General features: G+C 53.2%; 18 protein-coding genes. 1 reads left to right on the top strand and 17 read right to left on the bottom strand.

What is annotated here, in order from left to right; translation table 11 throughout:
- Position 1: 1 nt before the first annotated feature.
- The 16 genes from BLQ17_RS09535 to guaB all read right to left on the bottom strand — a co-directional run bounded on the left by BLQ17_RS09535 (position 2) and on the right by guaB (position 17,209).
- Positions 2 to 2,518: a glycosyltransferase family 2 protein gene (locus BLQ17_RS09535; RefSeq protein WP_143005476.1), complete on the bottom strand. Its 2,517-nt coding sequence runs from the start codon at positions 2,516 to 2,518 to the stop codon at positions 2 to 4.
- Positions 2,519 to 2,627: 109 nt separating this feature from the next.
- Complete coding sequence (locus tag BLQ17_RS09530) at positions 2,628 to 3,644, bottom strand: transglutaminase-like domain-containing protein (RefSeq protein WP_092222213.1); 1,017 nt, start codon at positions 3,642 to 3,644, stop codon at positions 2,628 to 2,630.
- A gap of 170 nt (positions 3,645 to 3,814) precedes the next feature.
- A complete protein-coding gene (locus tag BLQ17_RS09525) occupies positions 3,815 to 4,258 on the bottom strand; it encodes a Fur family transcriptional regulator (RefSeq protein WP_092222211.1) in 444 nt (147 codons plus the stop codon).
- 19 nt (positions 4,259 to 4,277) lie between these two features.
- The gene (locus tag BLQ17_RS09520; RefSeq protein WP_092222209.1) at positions 4,278 to 5,153 is read right to left on the bottom strand and encodes a metal ABC transporter permease; all 876 of its coding nucleotides are present in this window, start codon (positions 5,151 to 5,153) and stop codon (positions 4,278 to 4,280) included.
- Entirely contained in the window at positions 5,146 to 5,940 is a 795-nt protein-coding gene (locus tag BLQ17_RS09515; RefSeq protein ID WP_092222207.1) for a metal ABC transporter ATP-binding protein, read from the bottom strand. The genes BLQ17_RS09520 and BLQ17_RS09515 overlap by 8 nt, the downstream gene beginning before the upstream one ends.
- A complete protein-coding gene (locus tag BLQ17_RS09510) occupies positions 5,937 to 6,836 on the bottom strand; it encodes a metal ABC transporter solute-binding protein, Zn/Mn family (protein ID WP_092222205.1) in 900 nt (299 codons plus the stop codon). Before BLQ17_RS09510 ends, BLQ17_RS09515 begins: the two co-directional genes overlap by 4 nt.
- A gap of 129 nt (positions 6,837 to 6,965) precedes the next feature.
- Entirely contained in the window at positions 6,966 to 7,601 is a 636-nt protein-coding gene (locus tag BLQ17_RS09505; protein WP_092222203.1) for a flavin reductase family protein, read from the bottom strand.
- Between the two features lie 93 nt (positions 7,602 to 7,694).
- Complete coding sequence (rnhA, locus tag BLQ17_RS09500) at positions 7,695 to 8,390, bottom strand: ribonuclease HI (protein ID WP_176761159.1); 696 nt, start codon at positions 8,388 to 8,390, stop codon at positions 7,695 to 7,697.
- Between the two features lie 181 nt (positions 8,391 to 8,571).
- On the bottom strand, positions 8,572 to 8,916 hold the full coding sequence (gene yajC / locus BLQ17_RS09495) for a preprotein translocase subunit YajC (RefSeq protein ID WP_092222199.1): 345 nt from the start codon (positions 8,914 to 8,916) through the stop codon (positions 8,572 to 8,574).
- A gap of 98 nt (positions 8,917 to 9,014) precedes the next feature.
- The gene (gene tgt, locus BLQ17_RS09490; RefSeq protein WP_092222197.1) at positions 9,015 to 10,133 is read right to left on the bottom strand and encodes a tRNA guanosine(34) transglycosylase Tgt; all 1,119 of its coding nucleotides are present in this window, start codon (positions 10,131 to 10,133) and stop codon (positions 9,015 to 9,017) included.
- 116 nt (positions 10,134 to 10,249) lie between these two features.
- Positions 10,250 to 11,341 carry a phosphotransferase enzyme family protein gene (locus BLQ17_RS09485; protein WP_092222195.1) on the bottom strand — a complete coding sequence of 364 codons (1,092 nt, stop codon included), beginning with the start codon at positions 11,339 to 11,341 and terminating at the stop codon, positions 10,250 to 10,252.
- Complete coding sequence (locus BLQ17_RS09480) at positions 11,334 to 12,332, bottom strand: glucokinase (RefSeq protein WP_143005475.1); 999 nt, start codon at positions 12,330 to 12,332, stop codon at positions 11,334 to 11,336. The genes BLQ17_RS09485 and BLQ17_RS09480 overlap by 8 nt, the downstream gene beginning before the upstream one ends.
- A 63-nt stretch (positions 12,333 to 12,395) precedes the next feature.
- A complete protein-coding gene (locus tag BLQ17_RS09475; protein WP_092222191.1) occupies positions 12,396 to 13,232 on the bottom strand; it encodes a mechanosensitive ion channel family protein in 837 nt (278 codons plus the stop codon).
- Between the two features lie 129 nt (positions 13,233 to 13,361).
- A complete protein-coding gene (locus BLQ17_RS09470; protein ID WP_092222189.1) occupies positions 13,362 to 14,123 on the bottom strand; it encodes a LabA-like NYN domain-containing protein in 762 nt (253 codons plus the stop codon).
- A gap of 21 nt (positions 14,124 to 14,144) precedes the next feature.
- A complete protein-coding gene (guaA, locus tag BLQ17_RS09465) occupies positions 14,145 to 15,695 on the bottom strand; it encodes a glutamine-hydrolyzing GMP synthase (protein ID WP_092222187.1) in 1,551 nt (516 codons plus the stop codon).
- Positions 15,696 to 15,739: 44 nt separating this feature from the next.
- Positions 15,740 to 17,209 (bottom strand): IMP dehydrogenase, encoded by a 1,470-nt coding sequence (gene guaB / locus BLQ17_RS09460; RefSeq protein ID WP_092222185.1) that lies wholly within the window; start codon positions 17,207 to 17,209, stop codon positions 15,740 to 15,742.
- Between the two features lie 187 nt (positions 17,210 to 17,396).
- Here guaB and BLQ17_RS09455 point away from each other — a divergent pair, with 187 nt between their 5' ends.
- Positions 17,397 to 18,008 (top strand): L-threonylcarbamoyladenylate synthase, encoded by a 612-nt coding sequence (locus BLQ17_RS09455; protein WP_092222183.1) that lies wholly within the window; start codon positions 17,397 to 17,399, stop codon positions 18,006 to 18,008.
- Here BLQ17_RS09455 and BLQ17_RS09450 read toward each other — a convergent pair.
- Positions 17,992 to 18,276 carry an HU family DNA-binding protein gene (locus BLQ17_RS09450; protein ID WP_092222181.1) on the bottom strand — a complete coding sequence of 95 codons (285 nt, stop codon included), beginning with the start codon at positions 18,274 to 18,276 and terminating at the stop codon, positions 17,992 to 17,994. The two genes, BLQ17_RS09455 and BLQ17_RS09450, sit on opposite strands and share 17 nt — an antisense overlap.
- Positions 18,277 to 18,339 lie beyond the last annotated feature (63 nt).

The following is an 18,339-nucleotide window of genomic DNA, read 5'->3' as shown; positions in this document are numbered from 1 at the left end:
ACTATTCGACGATCTCTTCGCGGCCGGTGTACCAGAGATGGAACATGGCCTGGTCGACGCCGTTATCTTCGAGGACTCCCCTGTTATAGCCGGCGTCATGGCCGGCAAGACGCCGGTACCACTTCTGCTGAAACATCTTTTTTTCAGCTTCAAGTTCTGGGGCGTCTGTAGCCTGCACCTCGTTTGAAAAATCAACACCTGCATCAGGGATATAAACAATTTTCCTGCCGCAGCCCTTGATCTTCAGCGCCAGGTCCGCCATGGCAAAGAGCATCGGAAAATTTTCCCAGTCAAGACCGTTTGACGCCCGGTACACTTCCCGCCGCATGAGCACCAGTTCCCAGCCGCAACATCCCGTTTCCTGGGAACAGTGCATGCCGTTGACATGGAGGGGATGATCCAGCAGAAAACGATAGTACGCGCTCAGGCTGACATCGTCAAGGTCGGGTACCGCATAGGAGACGCCATCGGTACCGTCAAAGGTTATCCTGCCCCTTACCATGCCGACATCCCTGTTCCTGGCCGCCCCCATCAGCATCTCTGTCCAGTTTTCACAAAGACGCTGAAAGGGTAACTCGACAAAGGCGATATAGTCATCCACACATTCCTCTATCGCCTGGGCCAGCGCCCCGGCCTTTGACAACCCTGCATCCGCCTTGACAATTTTGAGCCGCCCTGCTTCTATCTCACGTGCTGCCTCCGGGAATTCAGAGACAACGCGGCTGTGAAGCTCCGGCAGCGAAGAGACCGCGATCAGACGCACCTTCAGGCTGGCGGTGGTTTTGAACAGTTCGGCCAGCGAGTGTATATATTCTGCGGTAATTTCAGGTATCCACACAAAGACGGCGACGGTTGCCCCGCTGTCAACGCAATAGGCCAACCGGTAGAAAAAATTGAGTCCGCTGTCTTCCGCCCGGGCCTGTATTTTTCTTCTGGAAATGGCAGCGTCAAGAGCTTTGCGTCCCGCCTGGTGGGCATAGCTTTTCTGTTCGTGGTTGATCGACGTCGATGTCTCTGATGCCCGCCAGTGGTAAAGAATTTCGGGAATGTGTGATATGGTGTCCGCCTTCTCACTGATTTTCAGCATCAGGTCGTAGTCCTGGGCGCCGTCGAACTCGGTCGCCAGGCCGCCGACCTGTTCGAAAATTTTGCGGGAGACCACCACGAAATGGGTGATGTAGTTGTGGCTGAGCAACAGCTCCTCATTGAAGTCGGGTTTGCGGAAAATCGACAGCCTGGTGCCGTCGTCGCCTATCAGGTCCTCGTCGGTGTAGACGAGCTCTGCACCTGTTTCACAGATGTTCTCCACCACCTGGTAAAGGCAGTCGGGTGCCAGCTCGTCATCGTTGTCTAAAAAGCCGATATAATCTCCGGTGGCAAGAGTTGCCGCCGCATTGGTCGCCCCGGAAATACCGCTGTTGGAGTCCAGGTACGTAACCTTTATGCGGTCATCTTTTGCCGCCCAGTCCTCCAGTATTTCCCTCACCCCGTCACGGGTACTGCAATCATCGGCCAGACAGAGTTCCCAGTTGTCATAGGTCTGGTAGAGAACGGACCGGATGGAGTTGCGCAAAAAATGTGGGTCCGGATTATAGACCGGTACCAAGATTGAAATTTTGGGATTTTCAGTCAGGGCGTCTCTTTTGGCATCGCACGCCTTTTTTTGGTATACGCCACGGGCGACATAATGGAGGAGCGCCTCGGCGGCGGTCTCAAGGGATGAATCGTCGTGGATGTAATAAGCCGGATCAAACCAAGGAGCGGGCCGCTGAAACAGTGTCGCCGAGGTGAGAAAGCTGGCCAGTGGATCACTGGGCAAATCTTCAGTTCCCCTGGAATCGACAATCTGCTGAAGATAATAGGCCGGATCAAAGAGTGGCAGAGGACTTTTGCCTATCCTCGCTCCGTGGAGTTTGTAGTGTTTAATGATTTCATGCTTGACCGACACAAGTGTCGGGTTGCGGTCGAGATACCAGTCTATGTCGAACCCCCGTCCTGGACTGATGGCTGCCGCCGCGCCATAGCGGCTGTAATGGGTGAGAGGATCGCCATTACGCCAGCCGCTTCTTCGCCGGTAAATTTCGGGATCGAAAAACGGCCCCGGATGCAACCCTTTTTTCCAGCCGATGCGCAGGTAATGAACCAGGGGGTTCATTTTCAGCCCTTCAGGAAAATATCTGAGCAGATAATAGGCTGTATCAAAAAGCGGGTGAGGATCGGCCAGTTGACGCCAGCCCCTGGCGGCGAGATCCGGGGTAAAGAGATCATCTCCTGTCAGTTGCAGATAATACCACAGGGGATCGACAGCCTCCCGTTCATCTCCTCCGGCAAGGGCCAGGTAGTAGCCCGGATCAAAGACTTTTCGCAGCCTGACAAGGCGATAATCACTACTGACGCACATGCGCCACAACACAAGGCTTATTTTAATCGGATCCATAGGGGGTGCACGAAGCGGGGTGGTCTTGAACATGCCATGCAGTTCCTCAATCCAGGCACTGCCTACTATACTGACAGTCAAACCTATCGCATTTACCACTCCGTTGCAAAGAATTTAACACATCCCCGCTGCCCCAGGGCCAGAGCGGGGATATATTTGCCGAGTAACCCGGCAACAGCCAGCTAACCTGTCATTTTCGGTAGGTGAATACATAGGAAAAGGTTTTTGGGTCGAGCCAGTCAAGCGGGGCGCCGTCCGCTTCTGCGTAGGGATAGCCGAAAGTGTTCAGCGGCCTGCTTTTTTGCGGTGGATTGAGAACAATATCACGCCCCACCGCAAGCTTTACCCGGTAGGCGTCCCAGCCGCCCCAGAAATACTCCCGGTACTGATCGGTTTTTTCATCATCAAGCGTCAGGTTTTCCTTGAGCATCATCTTCCTGACGTCGGCCGGATCGACGGGAACCCAGCCGTACCCGGGAAGGTAGAACTCCGCCCAGCAATGCTGCCACCCGGTTATATCCTGAATGTCGATTTTCCCCTGGCGGATACCGAAAACCTCACGCGCCGGCACCCCGGCGGCACGGCACAGAGACACAAAAACGGAATGGATGTCGGTACACTTGCCGCCCGGCGCTGCAATGAGAGCGCAGACGTCCCCGGTACCGCACCCCCTGGTGTCGGGATCACGATACATGTTCTCACAGATCCAGTCGTATATGGCCTTGGCCTTGGCATATACTGTTGTCCTGCCCGAAACGATCTGATCGGCCAGAAGCTTGACCGCGCCATCCACCGGCCCCAGCCCTGTAGGGGCAAGATATAGCGCATAATCCGCAGGGTCCCATGGTCCCTCTGCAGCCGGAAAATCCTTTTTTATCACCTCCCGGCGGGTGACATGAAAACGAAGCGCCAGCTTTCGACTGGCCGCCCCTTTTTCCCAGCGGGCAAAAAGCATGGGGGTGGAATATTTCTGATCCGAATATATCGCAGATTCCGCATAATCCCCTTCAACCCTGATATCGGAGATGATCTGGTCAGAGTCGGAAAGCGGATATGGAATCCATAGTTTCATCTCCTTGTCGACAGGATGGTCGGTGAGATCAAATTCCATGGTGATCACGCCCGACGATTCCGAAACCGCAGCCAGGCACCAGAAAGGGGAAAAAACAGCCACCATAAACCCAAGTAACACTATAATCTTTTTCATTTATATCTCCGGACATTGTAGTATGATTGCCAAACTCTACGGCAGATGTATGACTCGAACGCAACATACGACACTCCGGGCTGCGGGTACAATTTTATTTTCCGATAGTGGCGGCCGCAAAAATCAGCTTTTCCGATTCCGTCCGGCCAGGACCGCCTCTTCGTCTGGAATTATGTGCGGTTCTTCAGCTTCAGACAGTTCCTACACGTTCCCTCTATCCGTACGTCAACCCGTTCGATCTCGCCGGCAAAGGTTTTCATCAACCTGTCCTGGTCCACCGACAACGTCTCCGGAGCAAGGCAATCGACAAGGCCGCAACTGGTACAGTGGAAATGGGGATGCGGCAGGTGGTTGTCGTTGGGTGCCAGGCCGTAATGGGCTGCGCGGCTGGAACCGGATATCTTCTCGACGATCCTGCGCTGCACCAGGCTGTCGAGGATGCGGTAAACGGTCACCCGGTTAACAGGCTTGGTCCTGTCGATAACAGCAAATATCTCGGCTGCTGTGAGCGGATAGGCGTTGGCACCGATCACCTCCAGGATACGCAGCCGATTGTCGTTGGGAGCAAGCCCAGCCTCCTCGAGCATCAGGTTGTAGTCGCACAGCTCACACATGTTTAGTCCCCGTCCCGTATCAGCTGTCAACGATGCCGGTTCTCCCGGACTCAAGAGATTGATGAGACCGTAACCAGACCCGCCGTTTTTTCATTGCAATAAGTTTGTCCACCCCGAGGGAGAGGAAAAAAACGGTTCCGGCAACAAAGATGATTGCCGCCCCGGAGGTGAGGTCGTAAATGTAGGAAGCCCACAATCCACCAAGAATAAACCCCATTCCGAGAAGACTTGAGAAAACCATCATCTGTAACAGGGACCTGGTATATTTTTCCGTGATGTAGGGAGGAATGGTGAGCAGGGCGATAACCAGAATAAGGCCCACCACCTGCACCACCATGACCACCGTAACGGCTACCATGCCTATCAGCATGAAATAGAGAGGACGGACCGGAACCCCCTTGACCTCGGCGAATTCTTCATCGTAGGACATCAACAGCAGATCGCTGTAGAAATAGGCGACAAGCAGCAGAACGACCAGGGTCACTATCGCCATGACCACAAGATCCCCCGCCGGAACGCTGAGAATGGAGCCGAACAGATAACTCATCAGGTCGACGTTGTATCCCGGAGCAAGATCGAGAAGCAGGATACCGGCGGCCATCCCCACAGACCACATGACCCCGATGATGGTGTCGGTGCGCTGTTTGGATTTTATCGACACCGCCGCCATTATCATCGCCGAGCCAAAGGCAAAAAGTGTTGCGCCGATCATATAGGGCCAGCCGAGAAAAAAGGCCAGGCCGACGCCGCCGTAGGCGCTGTGGGCTACCCCGCCTGAGAGAAAAACCAGGCGATTAACGATCACCAGGGTTCCGATAACCCCGCAGACAACGGCGGCAAGCAGACCGGCAAGCAGCGCATGACGCATGAATTCATAGTGCAGCACCTCAATCATCTTTTCCCCCGACAGGTCGAATATCCTTGATGTTCTGCGTAATTACCCCCACAGGACACATCTCCTGAACCGAACACGAGTAAAATATATCGATAACATCCCCCGACGACCTGAACGAATCGTGGTAATGCAGTCTGCGATTGAGACAGGCGATCGACTTGGCATAGGATGCGACAATCATCAGATCATGGCAGACCATCAGGATAGTGAGGTCCTTGTTCAACTCCTTGAGCATATCGTAAAAATCGGTCTGCCCCTTGGTATCTATGGACGCCGTCGGTTCATCGAGTACCAGGAGCTCAGGCTGACCGACGAGCGCCCGGGCAATCAGCACGCGCTGCCGCTGGCCGCCGGACAGGGCGACTATTTTCCGGTCGGCGCAATCGTTGATTCCCAGTTTTTCAAGAGCTTCATGGGCCTGCATGACCTCCCGGCGGCTGTTGCCGAAACGTAACCTCCTCGAAGCCGAGTGATTCCCCATCAGGACAACATCGAGCGCGGTAGCGGGAAAATTAAGATTATGATTGACATGCTGCGGCACATACCCGATTGCACCGGTGCCCGATGCACGACGCAGCCCCCGGACATCAATGGCCCCCCGGGTCGGCTGCAAAAGTCCCAGGATCAGCTTCAGAAGAGTTGTCTTTCCTCCACCGTTGGGGCCGATTACAGCGATGAAATCGCCCCTGTTTACCGTCAGATTGATATCGTGCAGGATATCGACCCCGCCGTTGGTGTAGCAGAGGCTGGAGATATCGACCAGTACCTTACTTTCTGTTTTCGTCATTTCCGCAACACCTCCACAAAGGCAGCACCGACCTTTTCCATATTCATGAGCCAGTCTCCGGCAAGCGGGTCCGCCGTGACCATCCGGCCATCAAGTTCTTTTGCGACAATTTCTGCACTCTTAACCGAAAATTGCGGCTGCACGAAAATTACCCTGATGTCGTTTTTTCGTGCATACCCTATCAGTTGCCGCAGCTGGGCGGGCTTTGGACTTTTACCCTCGATCTCTATGGCGATCTGTTCAAGCCCGTAGTGATCGGCAAAATAGCCCCAGGTCGGATGAAAAACCAGAAAACGTTTATCCTGAAGATTACTGAACATCTTCTGCAATTTCCGGTCAAGGTCATCGATCAGCTCAAGCAGCTGCTGTTCATTTTTGCGCAACATATGCTTTTCGTTCGGGAGCAGCTGTTCAAGGGTCTGCCGTATGACGACAACCTGCTGCTTGACAAGGGGAGGGGAAAGCCAGATATGCGGGTCGAGCCCTTCATGGAAGTGGCCGTCTGCCGGGTGAGCTTCATCGTGAGTCAAGGCGTCAGAGTAGTCCTTTTTCATGGCACGTTTTGTCACTCCGGCATCGGTGTGCACCACGGTCATCTGCGGATTCATCCGGCTGATTCTGGTAAGCCAGGCCTGCTCAAATGGGACCCCTATGGCAAAATAAACACTGCTCGACTTGAGTTTTCTCATCTGTGAAGGTTTCGGCTCATAGGTGGCGGGACTTGCCCCCGGCTGTACCATCACTTCCACATGAACAAGATCCTTGCCAACCTGTTGCACCAGGTATTTCTGCGGCAGTATGGAAACAAACACCATCGGTTCCGGCTCGGCACATGCCGGAAAACATCCTGTAAATAGGACAAAAAACATTAGCAGGCAGATATTGAGACGATGCATGTTTTCCCCTTGTATAAAAGATCTGCGAACATTTCCCGAATGCAACTTTATTGCATAACGGCGTGGCGGTCAACATCCCGGATTTTTTCACTGCAGCCTCCACTCCTGTTACCCGCTCCAGACGCCGCTCTACTTCCGTTTTTTCCCTCGGTACGACCTGGTCGCCTGCACCTTTTTTCCGTGACCCTTTTTGCGGGTGGACCTGCGAGCGACGGAATGTCCGAACGAGGCAAGCGGCCGCTTGCCAAGGCCAAAATATTCGCCGTGACAATAGGCGAGAAGTCCCGCCTTTGCCATGTCGATTTTGCCGTTGGCGTCGATAATTGACGGTTCCACCTTGTTGCGAACAATCTCTGCCAAAAAAAGATCGTGGCTGCCGAGTTCGGTCACGCTCTTAACCTTGCACTCAAGAGCTACGGGACTTTTTTTAAGGGACGGGACCGCCACATCGGTCCCGGGCTCTATTTCCAGGCCGAAATGTTTGAGCTTGTCAACTTTTCTCCCGGAACGGCAACCGCAGAAATCGGTGATTTTCAACATCTCCCGGGTGGTGAGATTGATAACAAACTCCCCGGTTTCGCGTATATTATCATAGGAAAGACGTTCTTTTCTGACGGCGACGGTGACCATCGGCGGATGGGTACAGGCGACCCCGGTCCAGCCGACGGTAAATACGTTCGGACGTCCCTCTTTGTCTATGGTGGTAACCAGTACCGCCGGTATCGGCCCGAAAAGAACAGCCCCTTTAAACAGTCGTTTACTCATCGGTCTGAAAGGTTTTAGATATTGTTTTTTACTACCTGAAATTCTTCAAAAAACCCTGGTAAGCCACAGCGCCGCGCCACATGACACAAACGCTCACCCGGTTTGCTCTTCATACCCGGCGTCAACGTCTTCCGGACAGGACCTGGCCGCAGCAACCGCAAGCTGGTCACACCTCTCGTTGAACTCATTTCCGGCATGGCCTTTTACCCAGTGAAAAATCACGTTCTTTCCGGCAAGAGCTGCAAGACGCTGCCACAGGTCGACATTTAGCACCGGCTGCCCGTCGCTTTTTCGCCAGTTGCTGCCTTGCCACTTCTTCACCCACCCCTTGATAAAACCGTTGACCAGATAACTGGAATCGGAATAGAGGTGGATCGTTTTGCTCTTCTCCTGCAGATCATCCAGGGCGACAATCGCCGCGGTCATCTCCATCCTGTTGTTGGTAGTACGGCGAAAACCGCCGCTCAACTCCCGCCTGATGTCTCCTTCTATAATGACAATCCCATATCCCCCCGGTCCGGGGTTATTAATGGAACCGCCGTCGGTATAGACCAGGATCCCGTCGGAGGGAACCAGGTCGTCTCCGGCCGCAGCTTGTTTTGTCGCCGCTTTTCGCGGAGTACGATCGTATACCGGGTCGTCAAGCCATGACTCCGCCTGTTGCCGGGTGGCAAAGCTTTTGTACTTTGCCCCCGGGTATCCCTTTACCTGCTTTTCCGCAGACGACCAGTCATCGTATATCCCGTTTTTCCTCCCGACCGCCACCGCATAATACTTTTTTTTCGCCATTATCTCATCCGCTTGCCAAATATTCTGTCAGCAACACCTGTACCTTCGCTGCGCCGCAGGCCGACAGCGGCCATACTTGGCAGGTACAGTACAGAAAAGAAAAGCCGAATTTCCCGTAGTAACAGGAAATCCGGCTTGACTTGTCAGCTCCACAACCTGGGGATCAGCAACCTTTAATGCCTCACCCTCCGGAGCTCTTGATCTCTTTTTGTTCAGTGGTGCCATCCTTGCCAAGAGGGCCTCCGATCGCATCACGGGAAACTTTAATTGTTATGTCCTTGGCAATTTCAAGGGTAACAACGTTATCGCTCAGCGAAACGATCTGTCCGTGAATTCCACCCTTGGTAACAACCTTGTTGCCTTTTTTCAGATCATTGAGAAATGCCTGATGTTTCTTCGCCTGCTTCTGCTGCGGCCTTATCAACAGAAAATAGAACACGACAAAAATAAGAATAAGTGGAATAAAAGAGGCGAAGCCTCCGGCGCCACCTGCAGCAGGAGCAGCTGCATGAGCAAGTTCTGTCATAATAATTCCTCCAGTAAGATTGCAAAAACGTGATAAACCTGAATTAAAATATTCTTCCGATACAATTGATTATAATATATTAACCGTGACCATGCTAATCATTCGTACTCGAGCTTGCTATAAAAATCTTGCCGAAAACGGGCAAAATTGTCTTTCTCGATCGCTTTTCTGATATTTGCCATAAGGGTAAGGTAAAAATGCAGATTATGAATGGTGTTAAGGTGATAACTGAGAATCTCCCTGGCCTGAAACAGGTGTCGCAGATACGCCCGGGAATAGTTCCTGCACGTATAGCAGCCGCATTCTTCATCAACAGGAGAGTGGTCATCACGAAAACGAGCATTTTTAATGGAAATTTTCCCTTTGGAAGTAAACAGCGACCCATTCCTGGCGTTCCTGGTGGGCATGACGCAGTCAAACATGTCAACCCCGCGCCAGACGCCTTCGACAAGATCTTCCGGAGTTCCCACCCCCATAAGGTACCGCGGATAATCCGCGGGCAGCGAGGCGACCGTCTCCCGGGTCATGTCGTACATGATCTGAGGCTTTTCCCCCACGCTCAACCCGCCGATGGCGTATCCGTCAAAACCGATATCGATAAGCGCCTCGGCATGCTCTTTTCTGAGTTCGGGATACATTCCCCCCTGGACTATGCCAAACAGCAGCTGCTCTCTTCTGCTATGAGCGCTTCGGCATCTTCTGGCCCACCGGGTGGTCAGTTCCGTGGCCCTGATCGTCTCGTCTCTGGTCGACGGGAAAGGGATGCAGGTGTCAAGGCACATCATTATATCCGAACCGAGAGACTGCTGCACTTCAACCGCATCTTCGGGAGAGAGAAATAGTTTTGACCCGTCGAGGTGAGAACGAAACGCCGCGCCCTCTTCGGTAATTGTCGCCAGTTCCTTGAGGCTGAAGATCTGAAACCCGCCGCTGTCGGTAAGGATCGACCCCTTCCAGTTCATAAACCGGTGCAACCCGCCAAAACTCTCAATGAGCCTGTGACCGGGACGGATAAAAAGATGATAGGTATTGCCAAGAATTATCTGGGCGTTCATCTCCATAAGATTCTCGGGCGTTACCGCCTTGACGGTACCCTGGGTACCAACCGGCATGAACACCGGTGTCTGGAAAACCCCCTGTCTGGTCCTGACCTCGCCCCTGCGGGCATCACACTCGGTTGAGAGACAGTGAAGAGTAAATGGCGATTTTTGTGACATTGTATGACTGTATAGTAAAAGATTTTTGGGGTTATGAGACTGCTCCGGACCACCACCGGTCGTCGGTTCGGTTACCGTTTCTATAGCATTGGTCGGATTCGGTTGCCATAAAAAATTCAGCTGCCTCCAGCCAGGACCGAACCAATCTCCATGCGGATGCGATTCTCGTTAGCCGCCAACTCCCGGACAAGAGCGAACTGGACAGCCGCCCGATAGAGGTTCTGGCCATGGTTGTCAACCTTGAAGTAGACGTCCCCCTGCAGGTGATCGGTATAAAACCGTACCCCCAGTTCAAACGGCAGCAGCAGCATCGCATCGAAGATGTAATCTTTTTCAATGGCCGACAACATGTTTTTACCCACTGAAAAGTATCCCTTAAGCAGCTGCAGACATTTTTCGTTGTCGAACCGCCTGCCCCCGGAGCCGGGGGGAAGTTTCGCGCCGGAACTACAGCAGGAGCGCAGGCAATCGCCGATATCGTGGAGCACAAGCCCCGGCCCTGCGGTATCAAGATCGATGAGCCCCGCCGGCCGGCCGTCGCTGTCGACGATGAAGTTATCCAGCTTGGGATCGCCGTGGATCGGACGCAGCGTCAATTTTCCCTGCAGCCGGCCATCTTCAAGGCAACCGCCCCGGTGGCGAAACATCGCCACCGATCCGGAGCAATAGCGATCGAGCCATGTTTCGTCAGGGCTGCGGCCTGCAACCTGGCAATCCAGTATCTTAAGGTAACGAGGCAGATTATGAAACCCGGGCAGCGCCTCCCCGAGCAGCCCGACATCGAGGTCACCTGCCAGGAGATGAAACGACGCAAGCGTCTTGCCGATGTGAAATACCTGCAAATTATCCGGCTCAAGGGGTAGCGTTCCGTACCCGATGTACTGCTGGCCCCGCCAGAGTTTGTACTCATCATCCAGCACCATGATCTGCCCGTCGGCGGTCAACCGTGACTCGGCAAAGATAAACCCGGGGGCAAGACTCTTTTTCTTGGCCCTCAAGTGTGTTGTTATCACCGCAAAATTGCGGGCGACTATTTCCGGACGGGGAAAAACCGCATCGTTTATCTTCTGCAGCACGAAACTGGTCCGGTGGCTCTCCACCAGATAGGTGTCGTTGATCCTGCCCCGCCCCAGCTTGCTGATCGAACTCTTTTTTTCATCTACCCCAAAGGCGGCGAGTATCTTCCCGGGAACGGTTGAGTTAGCCACGCTGTCCTCCCGTTACAAAATTGGCGCCCCCCATCAGCACCGCTTTTTTTTCCAGGATCAGATAAAGAGGAATCCTGGCTACCAGCTCCGTCATCTTACCCTTGGCGCCAAACGCTGTCACCAGCGGTGCAAACGAGGTTCTGCCGACAAGCCGGGGCAGGATTCCGCCTCCCAGATAGATTCCACCAGTGGCGTTGAGCTTTAATGCCAGGTTGCCGGCCTCACTGCCGACAATTGCCAGGAACAGCTCGACCACCCTGGCACATACCGGGCATCTGTCACCGGTCACCCCGCCATCGATAATGATCCTTGTCTGGTCGTCGCCCCCCGCAAGCTCCCTGGTTATCCGCCCGGACGGGGCCATGCCGCAATGTTGGGTATAATACGCAAACAGCGCCGGAATCCCCCTGCCGGAAGCGACCATTTCCCAGCTTACCGGGCTCACCTTCTGTTGCAGCCACTGCAGAAGCTCCAGCTGTTCTTTGTCTGCCGGGGAAAAACCACCATGGCCTCCCTCGGAACCAAGAGCAAAAAAAGAGTTTTGCCCCAACCGGACAAACAACCCCTCGCCAAGTCCGGTACCGGGCGCCACCAGGCCGCAGACCGCACCTTGCTTACCGCTCCCACTGTTAAGTGTCATGAGTTGATGGTTGCGGTCGAGCAGAGGCAGGGAACTGGCCAGTGCGGTCATATCGTTTATGAGAACCACTTTGGCAAAAGAAAATCGGGCGGCAAGAGCGCAAGCGTCAAAATGCCAATCGAGGTTGGTCATCTGTGCCCGCTCGGCTTCAACCACGCCCGCCACAGCCAGGCACGCGGTCTGGGGAGAGTGGCTGCACTGGGAGAGGTATTTTTCCATAACCTCTTCCGCACTGTTGAAGCCGGAATTCGCATAGCGACGAAAATCAAGGGGAGTTGCCGGATCATCACTGGAGAAAATCGCAAACTCACTTTTGGAGCCGCCGATATCGCCGACCATGAACACAGTCACCTGTTTCCCCCTTTAAAAACGGTTGTTACCGGTCGTAACATTTGCGTGCAGTAAAGAGAACGATCAACCGTTCTGCCCATGCAGGTGTATATCGCGTTGCGGATAGGGAATGGTAATATTTTCCTCGTCAAAGGTTTTCTTTATGGTTTCAGTCAGGCTGAAGTAGACGGACCAGTAATCAGCTGTTCTCACCCAGGGGCGTACCGCCAGGTTCACCGAAGAGTCGGCGAGAGCGGATACCGCGATGAGCGGTGCCGGTTCCGGAAGTATTCTCTTTTCACCGTCGAGGATCTTCGCCAGGACCTGTTTGGCCTTGTCGATATCATCGTCATAGCTTATGCCGATTACAAGATCTATCCTGCGGGTGGCATTGGCGGTGACATTGGTGATGGTATTGTTGGCAATGGCTCCGTTGGGAATAATTTTTTTCTGGTTGTCCCCAGTGTGCAGTATGGTGGAAAAAACAGAGATCTCCTGCACCGTGCCCGCTTCAGAACCGACCTGCACCCAGTCGCCGACCCTGAAAGGCCTGAACAGGATGAGCATTACCCCCGAGGAAAAATTCGCCAGGGAATCCTTCAAGGCAAGACCCACGGCAAGCGAGGCCGCGCCCAGAATCGCCAGAAACGACGTTGTCTGAATGCCGAGCTGTCCCGCCGCGGCGATCAATACCGCTATCAGCAGGGCATAATAAATTATGCCGCGAAGAAAACGTATCAGCGTAACATCGACATTTTTCTTCTCAAGAATCTTTACAACCAGGATGGTTATCCTTGACGCGACCCATTTCCCGATCAAGAAAACAAGCAGGGCGGCGACTATCTTCCCACCCCACGACAGAAGGACCGGCTGCATATTTTTCAGAAGTTCACCATTGACCATATCCAAGCGCAAGTTCATTTCTCCTCCGTGCAAAGAATATACTGTTAAAACGTAACGTTATCAACATCAACTATTCCTAACACAAAAACAAACGGACCGCAATTACCATAAGTGCCAGGATACCCGTCGTTTCTCTATGAGCCGATTTTATTCATCAAGCAGCTGTATGTTCCACGCCTCGGTCCTGTTGTTGTCAGTATTTGTTACAATGGTGAATTCAAAGATATTGGCCGAATCCAGGAACAGTGCATCGCTTATATCCGGTGCCTTGGAGCAGTGAAAAAAAACCGATTCCGGCAACAGCCCTTGTGGCCCCAGGGTGTAGTAGCGAAGAAACCCGAACCCCCGGTCCGGGTTGTAGTTTATGGGAATACCGCGATACCTGTCTTCGCCGTTCAGAGGAGGAATCGGCAGCAGTCCGGGAACCAGAAAGCCTGACAAAAAAGCATCCGCCGCCTCTTTGAGTTCGTGGCTGACGTGGTTAAAACCTATCACCTCCACCCGGCAGCCCATATTCTGCAGTGCCAGCACCAGGCGTATAAAATCGCCGTCGCCGGTGAGCAGGATGATCCGGTCCAGGTTTCTCGCCTGCAGCAGGGCATCGATGGCCAGATCCATATCGGCATTGGCCTTGGTGGTCAGTATCCCCTCGTCATCAACGAAATGTTTAACATACTTTTTAATGACCTTGAACCCGCACTGCCTTATGACGTCGTGATAGCGATAGAGTTTCTGCCGGTAATCGGCGTCATCCCTGGTCCGCTCCCTGTCTTCGGCCAGGTAGGAGTTGGCCCTGAGCAGTATCGAATTACCGCTCTCCGCCAGGTCCACCAAAACGTCGTAGCGCATACCGTAGCCGCCGCACATTCTGATATTTTCGGCATCAACGTAGATTCCTGTTTTCAGCATGTCTTCCTGAGAACCGCAGGGTTATTCCCACTCAATCGTCGCCGGAGGCTTTGAGGAGATATCATAGACGACACGGTTGACTCCGCGCACTTCATTGATAATCCTGCTCGATATCTCGCCAAGGATCTCGTAGGGCAGTTTCGACCAGTCCGCGGTCATCGCGTCCCTGGAATCCACTGAACGAATGGCGATAACATGTTCATAGGTCCGCCCGTCGCCCATGACCCCTACGGTCTGGATCGGCAGCAGTACCGCAAAGGACTGCCACACCTTTCTGTACCAGCCGGCACGGCGCATTTCTTCCAGTACTATCACATCCGACTGCCTCAGAATATTCAACCTCTCCGCCGTCACTTCTCCCATAATCCGTATCCCCAACCCCGGCCCGGGAAATGGCTGGCGGTAAATGGCCTCTTCGGGAAGTCCGAGTTCTAGGCCCAGTTCCCGGACTTCATCCTTGAACAGCTCGCGAAGAGGTTCGATAAGATCAAGCTGCATAACCTCCGGCAGTCCACCCACGTTATGGTGGGATTTTATCGGCGCCTCCCCTCTGAAGCTCACCGATTCAATGACATCTGGATAGAGGGTACCCTGTGCCAGATACTTCACTCCGCCGATTTTTCCGGCCTCTTCCTCGAAAATCTTGATGAATCCCAGACCGATCCGCTTTCTTTTCACTTCCGGGTCTTCAACTCCGTCAAGTTCGCCGAGAAAAAAGTCGGTGGCATTAATATCGATAAGTTTGAGCTTCGTCTTTTCCTTGAAGAACCGCATGATCGATTCGCTCTCTCCGGTGCGCATCAGGCCGTTGTTGACATAGATGCACGTCAGCTGATCACCGATAGCCCGATGGATTATAGCCGCCACCACCGAGCTGTCCACCCCGCCGGAAAGAGCGCAAATCACCTTGTCGCTGCCCACTTTTTTCTTGATTGCCCGGACATTCTGCTCGATAAATGAGTGCATGGTCCATTCCGGACTGCAGTTGCAGATTCCGAAAATAAAGTTCCTCAGCACATCGTTGCCGATAACCGTATGGGCAACCTCCGGATGGAACTGAACGGCGACAAAAGGTTTTGTCTTGTGGCGCAGTGCCGCATTGGGCGAATTGACGCTGGTGGCCGTCACCGCAAAACCTTCAGGTATCTCTTCCACCCGGTCTCCGTGACTCATCCATACCTGATGGATCGGTTTATCCGTCTCCAACCCGGCAAAAAGACCGGCGGTGTAGTGAATCGTGAGCTCGGCTTTGCCGAATTCGCGTTTCTCGGCTTTCTCAACCTTGCCGCCCATCTGCTGGAGCATAAGCTGCGCCCCGTAACAGATGCCCAGAACGGGAATATCCAGTTCGAAAATACCAGGATCGGAATGTGGCGCATCGGCATCGTAAACAGAACAGGGGCCGCCTGAAAGGACAATTCCGCTCGGCTTGAGCTCCTTTATTTTGTCAAGAGAGATTGAAAAAGGATGAATCTCGCTGTACACCTTCTGCTCCCTGATGCGCCGGGCAATAAGCTGGGTCGTCTGGGAGCCGAAATCGAGGATGATTATTTTCTCACTGTGAATATCCATATCTTTCTTCTTCGGTTAAGAATTTATGTTACAGCGCCAGCCTCTCAGGCGGTGCGGTAATTCGGTGCCTCTTTGGTGATGATCACGTCATGGACATGGGATTCGCGAAGGCCCGCCGGAGATATCCTGACGAATTTTGCCCTCTGCTGAAGTTCGGCAATACTTGCCGCTCCCACATACCCCATCCCTGAACGCAGTCCCCCGAGAAGTTGGTACAGAACATTTGAGATCGGTCCCCGGTAGGGTACCTTGCCCTCAATCCCCTCCGGTACCAGCTTGGAGGAGGATTCCACCTCGGACTGAAAATAACGATCGGCACTGCCGTCCGCCTGACTCATGGCACCCAGCGAGCCCATCCCGCGATAGGATTTATAGGTGCGGCCCTGATAGAGGAACGTGTCTCCGGGAGTCTCGTCCGTTCCTGCGAAAAGCGAGCCGAGCATTACCGTGCTTGCCCCGGCGCCGATCGCCTTGGCGATATCCCCTGAATGCTTGATACCTCCATCGGAAATTATCGGGATATTGTACTTGTTGCCCACCGCAACGGCTTTTTTCAGTGCCGTCATCTGCGGCACCCCTACTCCGGCAACCACCCTGGTGGTACAGATCGACCCAGGTCCGATACCGACCTTGATTCCGTTGGCGCCGGCCTTTATCAGGTCCTCGGTGCCTTCCCCGGTTGCCACGTTTCCGGCAATCACCGAAAGTTCGGGGAAAGCTTCTTTAACGCGCCTTACGGCATTGATCACTCCCTTGGAGTGGCCATGGGCGGAATCGACCACCACCACGTCGACGCCGACCCGCAGCAACTTCTCCGCATGGCTCTCTATATTTGCGCCCACCCCGAGAGCGGCACCAACTAGCAGCCGGCCGAACCTGTCCTTGGCCGCCAGGGGATATCGCTTGATTTTTTCAAGGTCCTTGATGGTAATAAGACCCTTCAGGCCGCCATTGTCATCCACCACCAGCAGTTTTTCAATTCTATGCTCATGAAGCAGAGCCTTGGACTGCTCAAGGGTAATGCCGACCTTGGCGGTAACCAGGTTTTTCGAGGTCATCACGTCGGCTACCCGCAACCCGTCGTCGGAGACAAAACGCAGGTCCCGATTGGTGACGATACCCGTCAGCTTTCCCTTATGCAGCACAGGAAGGCCAGAGATCTTATAGATGCTCATTATCTTCTGTACTTCCGCCACGGACTGGTCCTGGGTTACCGTGATGGGGTCGATGATCATCCCCGACTCGGATTTTTTTACCCGTTCCACCATGAGGACCTGCTCGTCAATGGTCATGTTCTTGTGGATTATGCCGATCCCCCCTTCCCTTGCCATGGCAATCGCCGTCCGGTATTCGGTCACGGTGTCCATGGCCGAGCTCACCAGGGGCGTTTTCAGCATGATGGTATCGGTAAGCCGTGTTTCCAGGCTTACCTGGTTCGGTAACACCTCGGAAGCAGACGGAACAAGAAGTAAATCGTCAAATGTGAGTGCAGTTTCTATATGATCTGGTAACATGTTCCCTCCTCATCAGGGATTACAGTCAAGAAATAAATCTTGAGATAAAAAAATTACTAAATTTTACATTGTTTTGCTGTTGCCAAAATCCAAAATAAGTTCAAACAGCAGAAAACATGCTTAATTTTTGTCTATCGGGCGCTACCGGAATGCACCCCAGACACCGAACCAGAGGATCAAGTCGACCATGCTGCTTGCAATCAACCCTACAAATCCACAGCAACGGCTCATAGAACAAGCCGTAAAATTCTTAAAAAATGGCGGTGTCATCTGCTACCCTACAGACACCGGCTACGGGATCGGCTGCGACCTGTTCAACCAGAAGGCTATCAAACAGGTCATACAGCTTAAGAAACGACCGAATAACAAGCCTTTTTCCTTTATGTGTTCCGATCTCAAAGATATCAGCCGCTTTGCCCACGTGTCAAACACCGCGTACAGGTTACTCAAGAAAAACCTGCCCGGCCCTTACACCTTCGTTTTACCCGGAACAAAACTGGTACCCAAGACAATGGCTACAAAGCAGAAAACTGTAGGTATACGGGTACCCGCTCATCCGGTCAGCAGGCTGTTGCTCGAAACCCTCGGCAACCCAATAATCAATACCAGTGTCCAACTTGAAGATGTTAACACCGTGCTCTCCGACCCATACGAAATCGAGCAGTATCTCGGAAAACGAATAGACCTGATCATCGATGCAGGTCCAGTTTTTCCCGATCCGTCCTCGGTAATCGACCTTACCAGCGATTACCCCGAGATACTGCGTGAAGGTAAAGGAGACGTTACTCCGTTTCGCTGATCAATGCTTCCTTGAGCGATTTGCTCATGGTGAAGTGCAAGGTCTTACGATCCGGTATTTCCATTATCTTGCCGGTACGCGGATTTTTGGTCGACCGCGGTTTTCTCGATCGTACGGAAAAGCTGCCGAATCCACGCAATTCTATCCGCCTCTCTTCAATCAGCGCTTTTGACATGGCATCAAGCATTATATCAACTGCCAGGCTCACGTCCTGCTTCTGCATGGACAACTCACTACTTACCCTATCAACTAAATCTTTTTTCAGCATACGTTCATCAACTTCCAGTAAAAATTAGAGCGACGCCTGCGCAGGCGGCGTCACGGACAGTAT

Origin of the sequence: Desulforhopalus singaporensis (genome assembly GCF_900104445.1) — a bacterium.
GTDB classification, from domain to species: Bacteria; Desulfobacterota; Desulfobulbia; order Desulfobulbales; family Desulfocapsaceae; genus Desulforhopalus_A; species Desulforhopalus_A singaporensis.
Note: the sequence above shows the minus strand (reverse complement) of the source record. Positions and strands in the feature narration are given on the sequence as shown.